Below are 14,932 nucleotides of genomic sequence, written 5' to 3' on the forward strand. Positions count from 1 at the left end.
GGTGGCCATGACGGCCACCGCACGGTGCATCAACGGGCGCTGTCGACCACGGTGGCCGACACGGTCGGCACCGCGTCGGCGTCCTCGGCGATCTGCCGCGCTGCCGGTTCGGCCACGGCCACGCCCAGGTAGCGCTGCATCAGCTCCTGCACGATCGGGCTCTTGCCGGCAAAACCTTCGATCGACTTGCCGAGCGAAACGGCCTTGACCAGGTTTTCGAACATGCCGCCGTCGCCGCCAACCAGATCGATGTCGGCGTTGCGCAGGGCGCTGGCGATGACGTTGGCGTTCTCGCGCGAGACTTCCTTGCCTGCCTCGATCGACGCCAGTGCCTGCTTCAGGCTGTTGTCCAGCATCATGCGGAACTCTTCGTGGCCACGTGCCTGGTCGCTGAGCGAGGCGATGGCTTCGAACTTGCGCACCAGGCCTTCGGCCTCGGCCAGCAGCTTCTTCTGCACCACGCCGGCTTCGGCGTTGCCCAGCGATTCGGTGGCGGTGGCACGGGCCAGGCCCATCTTCTCTTCGCCCTGCGCCTGTGCCTGCAGCGTCTCGGCCAGCACGCGCGCCTCGTTGCTGCCCTGCTTCAGGGTGGCATCGGCCTTGGCTTCGATCACGCGGGCCTCGGCAATGCCGACCTTCTCGATGGCCAGCGCCGAGGCTTCACGTACCTGCGCTTCGGCCAGGCCCGGCGCGGCCTGTTCGGCGCGGAACGCATCGGCCAGCAGGCGCTTGGCTTCGGCCTGCTTGCCTGCCGCTTCGTGCTCGGCCTGGGCCAGGGTGGTCAGTTCCACCGCACGGTGCTTGGAGGCGGTTTCGCGCGCCTGCGCTTCCTTCACTTCGCGCACCAGCGCTTCCTGCGCCTTGGCTTCGGCTTCCAGGATCAGCACCTGCTTCTGGCGGTCGGCTTCGGAGACTTCGCGCACTTCCTTGATGCGTTCTTCTTCCTGGGCCACGGTCTTGTCGATGGAGATGCGTTCGCGGGTGATGTTGGCCACGTCCATCTTGCCCTGCTCGACCACCTTGTCACGCTCCACGCCCTGCAGCTGCACTTCGCGGTCGGTGGTGACCTGCTCCAGCTGGCGGGCGCGCTCCACGCGCTCGGCTTCGATGGCCACTGCGCGCTGGCGGTTCTGCTCGGCCACTTCCACTTCGCGCAGGCGGTTCTGGTCGCGGATCTCGATCAGCTGCTGTGCTTCGATACGCGCGTTCTCGGACAGCTGGCGCTGCTCTTCCTGCACCTTGGCCGTCTCGGCTTCCTCGCGGGCGCGGATGGTTTCGATCTCGCGCTTCTGCCGCGCCTCGGCCTCGGCCTGCTGGCGTTCCAGGGCCAGCAGTGCTTCGCGCGCTTCCACGTTCTTCTTGGTGATGGCCAGCTTCTCGTTCTGCTCCAGCTCGTTGGTCACCACGTTCTGCGCGGCAGTCAGCTCGGTGATCTTGCGGATGCCCTGCGCGTCGAGGATGTTGAACTGGTCCAGCAGCGCCTTCGGAGTCTGCTCCAGGTAGTCGATGGCCACGTCTTCCAGCACATAGCCGTTCAGATCGTTGCCGATCACCGCGATGATCTCGTCGCGGAATTCCTGGCGCTTTTCGAACAGTTCGGTGAAGTCGAACTTCTTGCCGACCGTCTTCAGCGCTTCGGAGAACTTGGCGTTGAACAGTTCGTCCACCGCGTGCTTGTCCGAGGCACGGTCGGCGCCGATGGCCTTGGCCACCCGCAGCACGTCAGCCTGGGTCTCGTTTACCCGCAGGTAGAAGGCCACGGCGATATCGGCGCGCATGTTGTCGCGGCAGATCAGGCCTTCCTTGCCCCGGCGGTCGATCTGCAGGGTGATCAGGCTGATGCGCATCAGCTCGGCGCGGTACAGCACTGGAATGATGAGCGCGCCGGTGAAGTGCACCTTGGGCGTGGAGCTCATGTCGTTGACGATCAGGGCCACGCCCTGGTCAACCTTGCGGTAGAACGCCTTGAACAGACCCGCCAGGCCAAGCAGGCCCACCACGACGGTGATCAGGATGATCAGGAACGGGGCCGCGCCACTGAAACTCATGGGTGATTCTCCTTGTTGCCCGGAAGCAGGTTGTCCTGGAAATCGAGGGCGACCGCATCGGCGCGGACCACCCGGTAGTAATGCTGTTCGGCCACGTGCTCGACCAGCACGATGCGCTCGCCACGCTGCAGTTCGATGTCGCTGCGCACCTGCAGGATCAGCCCGGCACCGCCGTCATCGACGGTGGCGTGGCCGTTGCGTGCGTCCACCTTGGGCGAGGCGACCACGCCGATGCGGCCCAGCAGCGAGGCCTGCGGCACCGGGCGCAGGCGCAGCAGGAAGCGGCGGATCGGGCGCAGCAGCAGGGCGGTGAGTGGCACCGCCGGCAGCGGTGCCAGCAGGGCGACGCCGGTGCCGATGGACCAGCGCAGCAGGTCCGGCAGCGGCAGCAGCAGATAGAGATGGAAGAAATAAGTCAGCACCCAGCCGAACAGGGCAAGCATAGTGACCACCACCATGACCGGTACCCCGCCCAGGCCGAAGCGCTGCAGCAGGGCCGACAGGCCGTGCAGATCGGTGCCACCGTCGAGCGCGCCATCGGCGCCGAGATCGCCAAATCCGTCATCGACCAGGCCAAAGGCGGCAAGGCCCCAATACACCAGCGCCACCGACAGCACCACGCTGTACGGCAGGGTCGGGTAACCGAACACTACGGTCAGGAACTCCTGCATCGTTTGCCTTCCAGGGCTGTGGGCGCAATACGCCCGTTCGGACACCGCCGGTGGCGGCCCCGTCGATCCCCGCCGCGGCCCTCATGGCCGCAGCGTTCCCTTTTATCCTATGTGAAGAGGACGTGCAGGGACAAATGTGAAGACGCGGGGCAGCGGCCGTTGCGGCCGCCCCCGCCCCGTGGCGGTCAATCCAGCACGGTGCAGTCGGCGCTGCGGACTTCTTCCACGAAGGTACGCATCTTGTAGCCGTCCTTGATGCCCGGCTCGACTTCGATGCCGCTGGATACGTCCACCCCCCACGGCAGGGTGGCCAGCACGGCTTCCTTCACGTTGTCCGGGGTCAGGCCGCCGGCCAGCAGGAACGGACGGTGCAGGCCGGTGGGGATGCGCGCCCAGTCGAAGGCCACGCCGGTGCCGCCGCCGCCACCGGGCGCATGGCTGTCGAACAGGAAGCCGGCCGCACTGGGGTAACGCAGTTGCAGTGTGCGAGCGTTGACCTCCTCACGACCGCCCATGGCAATGGCCTTCAGATAGGGCATGTTGAAGCTGCGGCAGAAGCTTTCGTCTTCCTCGCCGTGGAACTGCAGCAGGGTCGGTCGCACGGTGCGCAGCACCTCGCGCACCTCTTCCTTGCTGTTGTTGCGGAACAGGGCCACCACATCGACCATCGGTGCGATCGCCTGGCGCATCGCCCGGGCTTCGGCCGGGGCCACGCGGCGGCTGCTTTCACGGGCGAAGATGAACCCCACCGCATCGACGCCCAGTTCACCGGCCAGGCGCACGTCGCCGGCGCGGGTCATGCCACAGAACTTGATGCGGGTGCGGTAGTACGAGCGGCTCATAGAGTGACCTCGGCGGGCAGGTGCCAGTTGTCGGGGTACAGTGGCCCCAGGAACACCAGTCCCTGCGGGGGAGCGGTGGGCCCGGCCACGGTGCGGTCGCGTCCAGCCAGCAGTTCGGCGATCCATTCCACTGGTTTTTCGCCGCTGCCGACCAGGATCAGCGAACCGACGATATTGCGAACCATGTGATGAAGGAATGCATTGCCCTGTACCGCTACCTCGATCACCTCGCCGTGGCGGCTGACCTGCAGCGACTGCAGCTCGCGCCGCGCATGCAGGGCCTGGCACTGCACCGAACGGAAGGCGCTGAAGTCGTTCTCGCCCAGCAGGGCCTGGCCGGCCTGGTGCATCAGGCCGGCATCCAGCGCGCGCCGCTCCCAGCTCAGGGTCTGCCGGTCCAGCGCGGGGCGCACCTCGCGGTTCAGCAGGCGGTAGCGGTAACGCCGTGCCCGCGCTGAAAAGCGGGCGTGGAAATCGTCGGCCACCGGTACGCACCAGCGCACCGCGATGGACCGCGGCAGACGGGTGGTGGTGCCCAGCATCCACGCGCGCGGGTCGCGCACGACATCGGTATCGAAATGGACGACCTGGCACTGGCCGTGTACGCCGGCGTCGGTACGCCCGGCACAGACCACCTGCAGCGGCGCATCGGCAACCGATGACAGGGCCTGTTCCAGGCTGGCCTGCACGCTGGGACCGCCTTCGCCCAGGTTCTGCCAGCCCCTGAAATCGCTGCCGTCATATTCGACGCCAAGCGCGTAACGCATGTGCTACCTCGATCTTGCCTTGGGGGGTGCGGTCAGGCCGGATCGCGTTCGGACCAGACCGCCAGTTCGTTGCCACCCGGTTCGATGAACTGGAAGCGGCTGCCACCCGGGAACGAGAACACCTCGCGCACGATGCGGCCACCGGCCTGCTGGACCGCGCTCTGCACCGGCAGCAACTGGTCGGCGTAGAGCACCAGCAGCGGCGCGCCGGTGCTGGCCTGCTGCGGCGTTGCGCGGAAGAAGCCGCCCTGCAGGCGGCCATCATCGAACGCGGTGTAATCACTGCCGTAATCGACGAACGACCAGCCGAATACCGCTTCGAAGAACGCACGGCTGGCGGCGGGATCGCTGGAGGCGAATTCAACGTAGTCGATGCGGCGTTCGCGGGTCATGGCACTGTCCGTCATGGGGAATCAATCCAAGCGTGCCAGCAGTTCGCGTGCCTGCGCCTGGCAGTGCACATCGCCCTGCTCGGCCACTTCCTGCAACAGGGTGCGCGCGGTCTGCGCGTCGCCCAGGTCAAGATAGGCGATGGCCAGTTCCAGCCGCTCCTGGCCGGGGCGCGGTGCCCAGTCGTGTGCATCGGGCTGTGCGGCAACCGGCACTTCCTCGGCGGCGTCAGCGGCATCGGCCCCTGCGACGGCAGGGTCTTCGTGCGGCTCGGCCGGCAGGTCGAACACGCCGCGGAACTGCGGCTGCTGTTCGGCGTGCAGGGCGTAGTCGGGTACGTCCACGGCTGCGGTCTCCGCCGGGGCCGCATCGAGCCGCGCGGCCTCGGCTTGTGCTTCCGGTTCCGGTTCCAGCGCATCCCATTGCGGCGGCGTGGCCACGGCGGCCGGCAGTTCGCTTTCGGTGTCCTCAAGCGTGGCGGTCGCGTCGGACTGCTCGGAGGCGGTGTCCTCCGCGTCCTGGTGGGTGTCGGCCGCGATCGCCCATTCCGGCATCGCCGGCTCCTGGCGGGCATCGCCAGACGCCGGCGACGCCCACGCCGACTGTTCGGCCAGGGTGTCCAGCGCCGCACCGGCCGGTACCGCTGCGGCCAGGGCGGCCGCATCGCTCTCATCGCGCAGCGGCGGCAGGGGCGAAGGCTTGCGCCGGCGCATCAGCCAGGCCGCACCTGCAATGAGCAGCAGCAACGGCAGCCCCAGCCAGTACCACGGGGTGCCTGCACTGGTTGCGCCCGCCGGCTGTTCCAGGCGTTGCTGCGCAGCGGCCAGGTCGTTGTCCTTCAGGGCGATCAGCGATTGCTGCTGGTCCTTCAGCTTTTCCAGTTCGGCCACGCGCTGCTTCAGCTCGCCGATCTCGGCATCGCGGGTGGCGATGTCTTCCTTGGCCTGTCGCAGTTGTTCATTGCCCAGCATGTCACCCTCGCTGCCGGCAGCGGTGCCGGTGGTTGTGCCCGCGTGGGCGGCGTCGGCCGCCAGCGCTGGAGCAATCTCAAGACGCGCCCCGGTGGCGGGCGCCGGTGCAGCCGATGCGGTAGTGGCGACCGCCGCCGGCGCGCCGGCCGGCTGCGGCACGGTGCGTGCCTGCCGCCACTGTGCCGCGTGTTCGCGCAGCATGGCCGCCGCTTCGGCCGCATCGACGGCTGCCAGCGCGGCCTGGTCCGGCACCCGCAGCACCGCGCCCTGCTTGAGCAGGTTGGCGTTGCCGCGGATGAAGGCTTCGGGGTTGGCGCGCAGCAGGGCGATCATCGCCCGGTCACGGCTGACCTGGTTGCCACGCGCGACCGCGTCGGCAATCTGCGAAAGGGTCTGGCCGTGCTGCACGGTCACACTGCCATTGGCGGCCGGCGCCGCGGCGCGCGGTGCCGCCGCGGCCGTTGCACGGGTGGGTGCCTTGGCGGGCGTCGACGGCGCAGACGGTGCAGCGGCAGGCGGTGTGGGTGCCGGGGCGTCGCGGACGATGGTGTCCGGCAACATGCCGGCCGGCGCCACGATTTCCGGTTCGGCCACGGCCAGGGCACTGGCCGGCGCATCCACCAGGGCCGAGTATTCGCGCACCAGGCGCCCTTGGCCCCAGTCGGCTTCGATCAGGAAACTCAGCGATGGGGTCTCGACCGGGGTCTGCGAGGTCACCCGCACCACTGCCCTGCCCTGCGCATTGGTGGTCAGTTCGAACTGCAGTTCACTGACCAACCCGGTCGGCCGTTGCAGGCCCACGCGTTCGAAGGTGACCGGCGAGGCCAGCGCCACCCGCAGGTTTTCCAGTTCGGAGGGATCGGCCGATACGACGGGGATCTCGGCCAGCAAGGGCTGGCCGGGGCGCGACAGCACGCGGATGTCGCCCAGTCCCAGGGCCATGGCCGAACTGCTGGCCAGGGCCAGCAGCGCTGCGGAAAGATAGGTGAGCGGGCGGCGCGCGCCCTTGGCCCGTGTGTTCATGGGCGACACTATAAAACGTGCGGACCAAGGTCCGCACCCACCGATTTGTGCGGACCGCACCCACCGGTTGGGGCGGACCGCACCGACCGTGTGGGGCGGACCGCACCGACCGTGTGGGGCGACACCCGCTCATCGGGTGGCGGCGATGCCCCGTAGAGTCGAGCTTGCTCGACTGCCTTCGAAGCAGTCGAGCAAGCTCGACTCTACGAACGGCAGAAGCAGTCGAGCAAGCTCGACTCTACGAAGGGCAGAAGCAGCCGGGCGTGGCCCGGCTCTACAGGACAGCGGGTATCAGCGCTGTTCGGCGGCGACCAGCTCGGCCAGCTGCACGGCGTTCAGGGCGGCGCCCTTGCGCACGTTGTCCGATACGATCCACAGGTTCAGGCCGCGCGGGTGCGACAGGTCTTCGCGGATGCGGCCGACGTACACCGCGTCGGTGCCCGAGGCATGGGTGACCGGGGTCGGGTAGCCGCCGGCTTCATGGCGGTCGACCACTTCCACGCCCGGCGACTGTTCCAGCAGCGCGCGCGCTTCGGCCACGGTCACCTTGTCGCGGGTTTCGATCGCCACCGATTCGGAGTGGCCGTAGAACACCGGCACGCGCACGGCGGTCGGGTTCACCAGGATGCTCTCGTCGCCGAGGATCTTGCGGGTTTCCCAGACCAGCTTCATCTCTTCCTTGGTGAAGCCATTGTCCTGGAAGTCGTCGATGTGCGGGATCAGGTTGAAGGCGATCTGCACCGGGAAGCGCTGCGGATCGATCTCCTGGAAGCTCAGCAGCTGCCCGGTCTGCTTGCCCAGCTCTTCCATCGCCGAACGGCCGCCGCCGGACACCGACTGGTAGGTGGACACGTTGATGCGCTCGATGCCGTACTTGCGGTGCAGCGGCGCCAGTGCCACCAGCATCTGCATGGTCGAGCAGTTCGGGTTGGCGATGATGCCGCGCGGACGGTTGCCGACCTGGTCGGGGTTGACCTCGGACACCACCAGCGGCACGTCATCGTCGTAACGGAAGGCCGAGGAGTTGTCGATCACCACCGCACCGGCCGCGGCGAACTTCGGCGCGTATTCCTTGGACACGCTGCCACCGGCCGAGAACAGGGCGATTTCCACGCCGCTGGGATCGAAGGCCGCCAGGTCCTGGATCTTCACCTTCTGGCCTTCGAACTCGACTTCGCCGCCGGCCGAGCGCTCGGAGGCGAGCAGGCTCAGGGTACCGACCGGGAAGTTGCGCTCGGCCAGGATGGCCAGCATGGTTTCGCCGACGGCGCCGGTGGCACCGACGATGGCGACGTGGAAGCTGCGTTGTGCATTGCTCATGGGGGAACTCTCACGAAAACGGGAAGGGGGAAAACTCACGCACGACAGCTGGGTTCGGGGAACCTCCTCAGGCGGGGCGCGCAGAGGTTCCCTATCGTTTCCCGGTTTTTTTGCCCAGCGCGGCACGCGCGGCGAGGGCCGCGTCGGCATTGATCGCGCTCGGCATGCGCGCCGCTTCGCCGGCCAGGCCGAGGCCGGCCAGCAGGTTGTCCACGGCCAGCTGCACCATGGCCGTACGCGTGCCCAGCGAGGCGCTGCCGATATGCGGGGTCAGCACCACGTTGCGCAGCGCCAGCAGTTCCGGGCGCACCTTCGGTTCGCCTTCGTAGACATCCAGGCCGGCGGCGGCCAGGCGGCCGTTGGCCAGGGCATCGACCAGGGCCAGTTCATCAACGATGCCGCCGCGGGCGATGTTCACCAGCGTGGCCGAGGGCTTCATCTTCGCCAGCGCCGCCGCATCGATGATGTGGTGCGAAGCCGGGGTGTAGGGCAGCACGGTGACCAGGTGATCGGACTGCGCCAGCAGCGTGTCCAGGTCGACATAGGTCGCGCCGAGCGCGGCTTCGGTCTCGGCCGGCAGGCGCGAACGGTTGTGGTACAGCACCTTCATGCCGAACCCGAGCGCGCCGCGGCGGGCCACGCCCTGGCCGATGCGGCCCATGCCGAGGATGCCCAGCGTGCTGCCATGGATGTCGGCGCCGAGCATGGTCTGGAACGACCACTGCCCCCACTGCCCTTCGCGCAGCCAGCGTTCGGATTCGGTGATGCGGCGCGCGGTGGCCATCAGCAGGGCGAAACCGAGGTCGGCCGTGGTCTCGGTGAGCACGTCCGGGGTGTTGCTGGCGAGGATGCCGGCCGCGCTCAGCGCGTCGACATCCAGATTGTTGTAGCCCACGCCGACGTTGGCGATCACCTGCAGCTGCGCGGCATCGGCCACCTGGGCCGCGCCGATGCGCTCGTTGAGGGTGATGATGGCGCCGTCGACCGAGGCCAGTCGTTCGGTGATCTGCTGCGGCGACCAGGCGGTGACGGTTTCGGTGGCGAGCAGCCGCACGCGATCGCGCAGCGGCGCGATGGCCGCGTCGATCAGCGGCTGGCTCACCCATACCGTCGGCCGCGTATCAGCCATCGATCTGCCCGGGAATGCGCGGGGTGATGGTACCGACGTCGCCACACTGGGCACGGTGGCGCAGTGCCTGGTCCATCAGCACCAGGGCCATCATGGCCTCGGCGATGGGGGTGGCGCGGATGCCGACGCAGGGGTCGTGACGGCCGGTGGTGACCACTTCCACCACATTGCCTTCGGTATCCAGCGACGGACCCGGCAGGCGCAGGCTGGAGGTGGGCTTCAGCACGATGGAGGCGACCACCGGCTGGCCGGTGGAAATGCCGCCGAGGATGCCGCCGGCATGGTTGCTGGCAAAGCCCTGCGGGGTCAGCAGATCACGGTGTTCGGTGCCCTTCTGCGCGGCGCTGGCGAAACCGTCGCCGATTTCCACGCCCTTGACCGCGTTGATGCTCATCAGCGCGGCGGCCAGGTCGCCATCGAGCTTGCCGTAGATGGGTTCACCCCAGCCCGGCGGCACGTTGTCGGCCACTACGTCCACGCGCGCACCGACCGAATCACCGGACTTGCGCAGCGCATCCATGTACGCCTCCAGCTGCGGCACCTGTTCGGCGTGCGGCCAGAAGAACGGGTTGTCTTCAACCGCCGACCAGTCGAAACCGGCCGGACGGATCTCGCCCAGCTGCGACAGGTAGCCACGCACGGTCACCCCGAAGCGCTCGGCCAGCCACTTCTTGGCGACCACGCCGGCGGCCACGCGCATGGTGGTTTCGCGCGCGGAGGAGCGGCCACCACCGCGCGGATCGCGGATACCGTACTTGTGCCAGTAGCTGTAATCGGCATGGCCCGGCCGGAACTGCTGGCCGATGTTGGCGTAATCCTTGCTGCGCTGGTCGGTGTTGCGGATCAGCAGCGCAATGGGGGTACCGGTGGTCAGGCCCTGGTACACGCCGGACAGGATCTCGACCTCGTCGGCCTCGCGCCGCGCCGAGGTGTGCCGGCTCTTGCCGGTGGCACGGCGCTGCAGGTCGTGGGCGAATTCGGCCGCATCCAGCGCCAGCCCCGGCGGACAGCCATCGATCACGCAGCCGATGGCCGGCCCGTGCGATTCGCCGAACGTGGTGACGGTGAACAGCTTGCCGAACGAATTGGAGCTCACGGGCGCTGCGCCGCCAGTTCGGTGATGCGGGCGCTGTGGGCGATCAGCTCGCGGCATTCGACCGCGAAGATGCCCATCTGGCCGACCTTGAATTCGATCCAGGCGAAATCGACTTCCGGCAGCAGCTTGATCAGGTGCTGTTCGGATTCGCCCACTTCGCAGATCAGCAGGCCGTCTTCGCTCAGGTGCAGCGGGGCGTCGCGCAGGATCTTCAGCACCAGGTCCAGGCCATCGTCGCCGGCACGCAGGCCCATTTCCGGCTCGTAGGAGTATTCCTGCGGCAGGGCATCGGTCTCGTCGTTGGTGACGTACGGCGGGTTGGTGACGATCAGGTCGTAGTGACGGCCGGTCAGGCCGTTGAACAGGTCCGACTTCAGCAGGGTGACGTTGTGCGCCTGCAGGCGTTCCTTGTTCTCTTCGGCCAGCGACAGCGCGTCATCGCTCAGGTCGACGCCGTCCACTTCCCAGTTCGGGTAGTAGTGGCCCATGGCGATGGCGATGCAGCCCGAACCGGTGCACAGGTCCAGCGCGCGGCTGACATCGCGGCCGGCCAGCCACGGTTCGAAGCCGCACTCGATCAGCTCGGCGATGGGCGAGCGCGGCACCAGCGCGCGCTTGTCGCTCTTGAAGCTGAGCCCGGCAAACCAGGCCTCGCCAGTCAGGTAGGCGGCGGGGATGCGTTCGTCGATGCGGCGCTGGAACAGCTCCAGCACGCGCAGCTTTTCTTCCTGCAGCAGGCGCGCCTGGCCGTAGGCCGGGCCGAGATCGTGCGGCAGGTGCAGGCTGTGCAGCACCAGCTGGGTGGCCTCGTCCAGGGCGTTGTCGTAGCTGTGCCCGAAGGTCAGGCCCGCGGCGTTGAAACGGCTGGTGCCGTAGCGGATCAGGTCGATGATCGTGTGGAGTTCGGCGGCCGTTTCAGCGGTCATGGCGGTACTGCGGGCAAAGTGGCCCACGATTATAGGGCTTGCGGCCTGCGCCGGCATCCGTTGCGACGGAAACGATCCGGCCACAGCCGGTATGATGGGGCCCACTTCGCGCGGGAGCCCCCATGTTCAATCGCAACGTCGGCATCATCCTGCTGATCGCCCTGGCCGCGGGCCTGGGCCTGCTGGCCGCGCAGCAGGTGTTCGCGCCGAAGCCGGCGGCCAACCAGCCGGCCACCGAGGCGATCACCCTGTACCCGCAGGCCCGCCCCCTGCCCGACTTCAACCTGGCCCAGTCCGATGGCACCCGCCTGATTCCGGGCGAGTTGAAGGGCCACTGGACGCTGGTGTTCCTGGGCTTCACGTTCTGCCCGGACGTGTGCCCGACCACCCTGGCCGAGCTGGCCGGCGCGCAGAACCAGTGGGAGAACCTGCCGGACACGCTGCGCCCGCGCGTGCTGTTCGTCTCGGTCGACCCGGACCGCGACAACGCCACCCGCCTGGGTGAGTACGTGCACGGGTTCCACAAGGACACCCTGGCCGCCAGCGCCGACATTCCCTCGCTGGAGCGCTTTGCCACCTCGCTGGGCTTCGTGTTCCAGAAGGTGCCGGGCAAGCATTTCGACGAAAACCCCGAGGATTACACCGTCGAGCATTCGGCCAGCCTGGCCGTGCTTGACCCGCAGGGCCGCCTTGCCGGCCTGGTGCGCCCCCCGTTCAACGCGCCGGCCATTGCCCGCGACCTGCAGAAGCTGACCGAGAAATCCGCCCCATGAGCCTGACCACCGCCCTGACGTATGCCCTGCCCCACCGCCTGCTGTCTTCGATGGCACGCTCGCTGGCGTACTCGGACGATCCGCGCGTGTCGCGCTGGTTGATCGACACGGTCACCCGCAAGTTCGACGTCAACCTGGACGAAGCGGCCAACCCCGACCCGCGCAGCTACGCCACGTTCAACCAGTTCTTCACCCGTGCGCTGAAGCCGGGCGCGCGCGTGGCCGATGCCGATCCGCGCCGCCTGGTGATGCCCGCCGACGGCCGCATCAGCCAGCTGGGGAAGATCGAGGCCGGCCGCATTTTCCAGGCCAAGGGCCAGTCGTTCACTGCCGCCGAACTGCTGGGCAGCACGGAAGATGCCAAGCCGTACAACGACGGCTTGTTCGCCACGGTGTACCTGTCGCCGCGCGATTACCACCGCGTGCACATGCCCTGGACCGGCACCCTGCGCGAAACCGTGCACGTGCCGGGCCGACTGTTCAGCGTGGGCCCGGCGGCGGTGAACGGCGTGCCGCGCCTGTTTGCCCGCAACGAACGCCTGGTCTGCCATTTCGACACCAGCTTCGGCCCGATGGTGAGCGTGATGGTCGGCGCGCTGCTGGTGTCGGGCGTGGAAACGGTCTGGAGTGGTGAAGAGATTCCCGCCTACGGCGATCGCATCACCCGCAAGGATTACCGCGGCCAGGGCATCGTGCTGGAGCGCTTCGCCGAGATGGCGCGCTTCAACTACGGCTCGACGGTGATCGTGCTGCTGCCGCCGGGCGTGGCCGAGTTCGCCCCGCAGCTGGGCGCGGAAAGCCCGGTGCAGCTGGGACAGGCGCTGGCGACGCTGCGCTGAGGGTGGTGGGCGTCTGGGATTCCCGGCATGCCGGGAATGCCGTCGTAGAGTCGAGCTTGCTCGACTGGCGCCATGCCAAGGCAGTCGAGCAAGCTCGACTCTACAAAACCCGAGGCAAGGCAGTCGAGCTTGCTCGACGCTACTGGAGGGTCGGGGCCGGGCCGACGTCCACGCCGTCGTAGTCTTCAACGCCCAGCTGGCTGGCCAGTGCGGCCAGCTCCTGGTTGCGCAGGTCCAGCGAGGCTTCGTCGTGCACCTCGACGCGCTCGACGTGCAGCACGTGGAAGGGCGCATCGCCCTCTTCCGGCTCCTGCTCGAACTGGTCCACCACCGTATAGCCCTGCTCCTGCAGGCTGGCTGCCAGCGCCTGCAGGCGCTCGGGGGTGGAATGCACGAAGTAGTAGCCCCACAGCAGGGGCACGCTGAGATCCCAGTCGGTGTTCTCGCGCAGGTTCTCGAACAGGTCGCGGGTGGCTTGCAGGTCCATGCGGTGGGGTCTCCGGGCAGTTACTTGTCGCAGCCCTGCAGCTTCAGGGTCTGGCCCTGGCGCAGGCTGTAGGAAGGGGCTTTCAGGCCATTGGCGCGCGCCAGCACCGGCACGTCGCACTGGAACTTGGCTGCAATGCGACCCAGGGTCTCGCCCTTGCCGACCTTGTAGCTGCGTGCCGGCTTGGCGCGCGGCGCGGTGGCCGGACGCGGTGCGGCCACCGGCGCGCTCGGGGTCGTGGCCACCGGGCTGGCCGCGTTCGGATCGGCCACCGGCACGAGCCCACCCACCGCGACGCTGCCGGTGTAGGTGGTCGCGCTGGGGCGCACGATGGCCGCGTTCAGATCGGCAGTGATGAGCGTACGCGCCAGGTCCGCGCGCGGGCCGCTGACGCAGTTGCGCTGGTACAGGCTGGCGATGCGCGTGGTGGCATTGATGAGGGTGCCGGCCGGAATCCAGCCGTCGGCCTCGTAGCGCGGGTTGAGGTTGCGCAGCGCGCGCATGTAGCCATCGCGGGTGCCGTGGCTGCCCAGGCAGATGGTCAGTTCATAGATGGTGGTCGAACGGGCCAGCCGCACCGTGGCCGGCTGCGCGTTGATCTTCGGGAATTCCACGCCGTACTGCTGCGGGTGCAGGTAGATCCACGCCGCGGCGATCACCATCGGCACGTAGTCCTTGGTTTCCCCCGGGAACTGGTTGTAGACGCGGTCCACCCAGAAGCTCTGCCCCGGGTTTTCGCGGGCCACGCGTGCGGCGCGGCCTTCACCGCCGTTGTAACCGGCCAGCGACAGCTCAACGCTGTTGTTCAGTTCACGCATGCGCTCGTTGATGTAGGTGGCGCTGGCTTCGGCCGCGCTGCGTGCGTCGAAGCGGGTGTCGAAGCCGGTGCCATCCGGGCCCAGGCCGAAGCGGCGGCCGGTGGCCGGCATGAACTGCATCAGCCCGGCCGCACCGGCACGCGAAGAGGCGTGCACGCGGCCATTGGATTCCTTGGCCATGATGCCGAACAGCAGGGCCTCGGGCAGGCCACGCTTTTCCCATTCCGGCCACATCACCGCGCGCAGGTTCTGGTAGTTCTCGTAGGTGGTCATCAGCGCCGGCCGCATGTCGGTCAGCCAGCGGCGGATGCCGGCCTGCACGGCCGGGTTGTATTCGACCATGTTGTCGAAGGCATGGCGCTTGTCGTTCAGCAGGGCGGCCGCGCGCGCCGCCTCGGGCACATCGGCGGCCAGCGGGCCGACGTGGTCCGGGTCGGCCTCCAGGCGGTCGCCGGCATCGGCGGTGGCGTCTTCGTCGCTGGCGGCGTCGGCATCGCGCTTCAGCAGGCGCTTGTAGGTGGCCAGCATGCTGCCCATCTGGCAGCCCTTCTGCTTCACGCATTCGCTGATGACATCTTCCATGTCCTCCAGCGCGGCATCGGCCTCGTTGCTGCCCTTGGGATCGGCATTGGCCACCAGCAGCAGGGCGTCGCCATAGCGCTTCTCGGCCGCGGCCATGCGCTGCTGCAGCGCGTCCACTTTCACCTTGTCCCGCGCCGACACCCGCTGCGCATGGGCGTCGGGCGCCAGGGAAACCAGGCCAACCAGGGCCAGCAGCGGCCAGGTGCGGGAAATCAGGACAGGAACGGGCATTGGTGGCACTGTGTGCGAA

The 14,932-nt window shown here is 68.1% G+C and carries 14 protein-coding genes; 2 read left to right on the top strand and 12 right to left on the bottom strand.

What is annotated here, in order from left to right:
- Nucleotides 1–29: 29 nt before the first annotated feature.
- The 10 genes from C1933_RS13750 to prmB form a co-directional block, all read right to left on the bottom strand.
- The gene (locus C1933_RS13750; protein WP_108753707.1) at nucleotides 30–2,048 is read right to left on the bottom strand and encodes a hypothetical protein; all 2,019 of its coding nucleotides are present in this window, start codon (nucleotides 2,046–2,048) and stop codon (nucleotides 30–32) included.
- Entirely contained in the window at nucleotides 2,045–2,719 is a 675-nt protein-coding gene (locus C1933_RS13755) for an OB-fold-containig protein (RefSeq protein ID WP_108753708.1), read from the bottom strand. The genes C1933_RS13750 and C1933_RS13755 overlap by 4 nt, the downstream gene beginning before the upstream one ends.
- A gap of 185 nt (nucleotides 2,720–2,904) precedes the next feature.
- Nucleotides 2,905–3,561 carry a phosphoribosylanthranilate isomerase gene (locus C1933_RS13760; RefSeq protein WP_108750241.1) on the bottom strand — a complete coding sequence of 219 codons (657 nt, stop codon included), beginning with the start codon at nucleotides 3,559–3,561 and terminating at the stop codon, nucleotides 2,905–2,907.
- Nucleotides 3,558–4,328, bottom strand: coding sequence for a tRNA pseudouridine(38-40) synthase TruA (gene truA, locus C1933_RS13765; RefSeq protein ID WP_108753709.1), 771 nt, complete (start codon nucleotides 4,326–4,328; stop codon nucleotides 3,558–3,560). The genes C1933_RS13760 and truA overlap by 4 nt, the downstream gene beginning before the upstream one ends.
- Nucleotides 4,329–4,360: 32 nt before the next feature.
- A complete protein-coding gene (locus C1933_RS13770; RefSeq protein ID WP_108754846.1) occupies nucleotides 4,361–4,720 on the bottom strand; it encodes a VOC family protein in 360 nt (119 codons plus the stop codon).
- Nucleotides 4,721–4,741: 21 nt separating this feature from the next.
- The gene (locus C1933_RS13775) at nucleotides 4,742–6,712 is read right to left on the bottom strand and encodes a FimV/HubP family polar landmark protein (protein ID WP_108753710.1); all 1,971 of its coding nucleotides are present in this window, start codon (nucleotides 6,710–6,712) and stop codon (nucleotides 4,742–4,744) included.
- 291 nt (nucleotides 6,713–7,003) lie between these two features.
- A complete protein-coding gene (locus C1933_RS13780; protein ID WP_108753711.1) occupies nucleotides 7,004–8,032 on the bottom strand; it encodes an aspartate-semialdehyde dehydrogenase in 1,029 nt (342 codons plus the stop codon).
- A 91-nt stretch (nucleotides 8,033–8,123) separates the two neighbouring features.
- Nucleotides 8,124–9,161 carry a D-glycerate dehydrogenase gene (locus C1933_RS13785; protein ID WP_108753712.1) on the bottom strand — a complete coding sequence of 346 codons (1,038 nt, stop codon included), beginning with the start codon at nucleotides 9,159–9,161 and terminating at the stop codon, nucleotides 8,124–8,126.
- Nucleotides 9,154–10,257: a chorismate synthase gene (gene aroC / locus C1933_RS13790; RefSeq protein WP_108753713.1), complete on the bottom strand. Its 1,104-nt coding sequence runs from the start codon at nucleotides 10,255–10,257 to the stop codon at nucleotides 9,154–9,156. The genes C1933_RS13785 and aroC overlap by 8 nt, the downstream gene beginning before the upstream one ends.
- Nucleotides 10,254–11,183 carry a 50S ribosomal protein L3 N(5)-glutamine methyltransferase gene (gene prmB, locus C1933_RS13795; RefSeq protein ID WP_108754847.1) on the bottom strand — a complete coding sequence of 310 codons (930 nt, stop codon included), beginning with the start codon at nucleotides 11,181–11,183 and terminating at the stop codon, nucleotides 10,254–10,256. Before prmB ends, aroC begins: the two co-directional genes overlap by 4 nt.
- A 122-nt stretch (nucleotides 11,184–11,305) precedes the next feature.
- Between prmB and C1933_RS13800 the strand changes: the two genes are divergently transcribed.
- Nucleotides 11,306–11,956, top strand: coding sequence for an SCO family protein (locus C1933_RS13800; protein ID WP_108750247.1), 651 nt, complete (start codon nucleotides 11,306–11,308; stop codon nucleotides 11,954–11,956).
- The gene (gene asd / locus C1933_RS13805) at nucleotides 11,953–12,795 is read left to right on the top strand and encodes an archaetidylserine decarboxylase (protein ID WP_108753714.1); all 843 of its coding nucleotides are present in this window, start codon (nucleotides 11,953–11,955) and stop codon (nucleotides 12,793–12,795) included. Before C1933_RS13800 ends, asd begins: the two co-directional genes overlap by 4 nt.
- Nucleotides 12,796–12,934: 139 nt before the next feature.
- On the opposite strand, the gene C1933_RS13810 is transcribed toward asd, so the two are convergent.
- The gene (locus C1933_RS13810; RefSeq protein WP_108753715.1) at nucleotides 12,935–13,282 is read right to left on the bottom strand and encodes a ribonuclease E inhibitor RraB; all 348 of its coding nucleotides are present in this window, start codon (nucleotides 13,280–13,282) and stop codon (nucleotides 12,935–12,937) included.
- A gap of 20 nt (nucleotides 13,283–13,302) precedes the next feature.
- Nucleotides 13,303–14,913 (bottom strand): transglycosylase SLT domain-containing protein, encoded by a 1,611-nt coding sequence (locus C1933_RS13815; RefSeq protein ID WP_108753716.1) that lies wholly within the window; start codon nucleotides 14,911–14,913, stop codon nucleotides 13,303–13,305.
- Nucleotides 14,914–14,932: the final 19 nt, after the last annotated feature.

It is taken from the genome of Stenotrophomonas sp. ZAC14D2_NAIMI4_6 (genome assembly GCF_003086875.1).
Lineage (GTDB): Bacteria > Pseudomonadota > Gammaproteobacteria > Xanthomonadales > Xanthomonadaceae > Stenotrophomonas.

Bases quoted from the DNA above. Each gene is read 5' to 3' on its own strand.
- C1933_RS13750 (WP_108753707.1), bottom strand. From the start codon at position 2,048: ATGAGTTTCAGTGGCGCGGCCCCGTTCCTGATCATCCTGATCACCGTC.
- C1933_RS13755 (WP_108753708.1), bottom strand. From the start codon at position 2,719: ATGCAGGAGTTCCTGACCGTAGTGTTCGGTTACCCGACCCTGCCGTAC.
- C1933_RS13760 (WP_108750241.1), bottom strand. From the start codon at position 3,561: ATGAGCCGCTCGTACTACCGCACCCGCATCAAGTTCTGTGGCATGACC.
- truA (WP_108753709.1), bottom strand. From the start codon at position 4,328: ATGCGTTACGCGCTTGGCGTCGAATATGACGGCAGCGATTTCAGGGGC.
- C1933_RS13770 (WP_108754846.1), bottom strand. From the start codon at position 4,720: ATGACCCGCGAACGCCGCATCGACTACGTTGAATTCGCCTCCAGCGAT.
- C1933_RS13775 (WP_108753710.1), bottom strand. From the start codon at position 6,712: ATGAACACACGGGCCAAGGGCGCGCGCCGCCCGCTCACCTATCTTTCC.
- C1933_RS13780 (WP_108753711.1), bottom strand. From the start codon at position 8,032: ATGAGCAATGCACAACGCAGCTTCCACGTCGCCATCGTCGGTGCCACC.
- C1933_RS13785 (WP_108753712.1), bottom strand. From the start codon at position 9,161: ATGGCTGATACGCGGCCGACGGTATGGGTGAGCCAGCCGCTGATCGAC.
- prmB (WP_108754847.1), bottom strand. From the start codon at position 11,183: ATGACCGCTGAAACGGCCGCCGAACTCCACACGATCATCGACCTGATC.
- C1933_RS13800 (WP_108750247.1), top strand. From the start codon at position 11,306: ATGTTCAATCGCAACGTCGGCATCATCCTGCTGATCGCCCTGGCCGCG.
- asd (WP_108753714.1), top strand. From the start codon at position 11,953: ATGAGCCTGACCACCGCCCTGACGTATGCCCTGCCCCACCGCCTGCTG.
- C1933_RS13810 (WP_108753715.1), bottom strand. From the start codon at position 13,282: ATGGACCTGCAAGCCACCCGCGACCTGTTCGAGAACCTGCGCGAGAAC.
- C1933_RS13815 (WP_108753716.1), bottom strand. From the start codon at position 14,913: ATGCCCGTTCCTGTCCTGATTTCCCGCACCTGGCCGCTGCTGGCCCTG.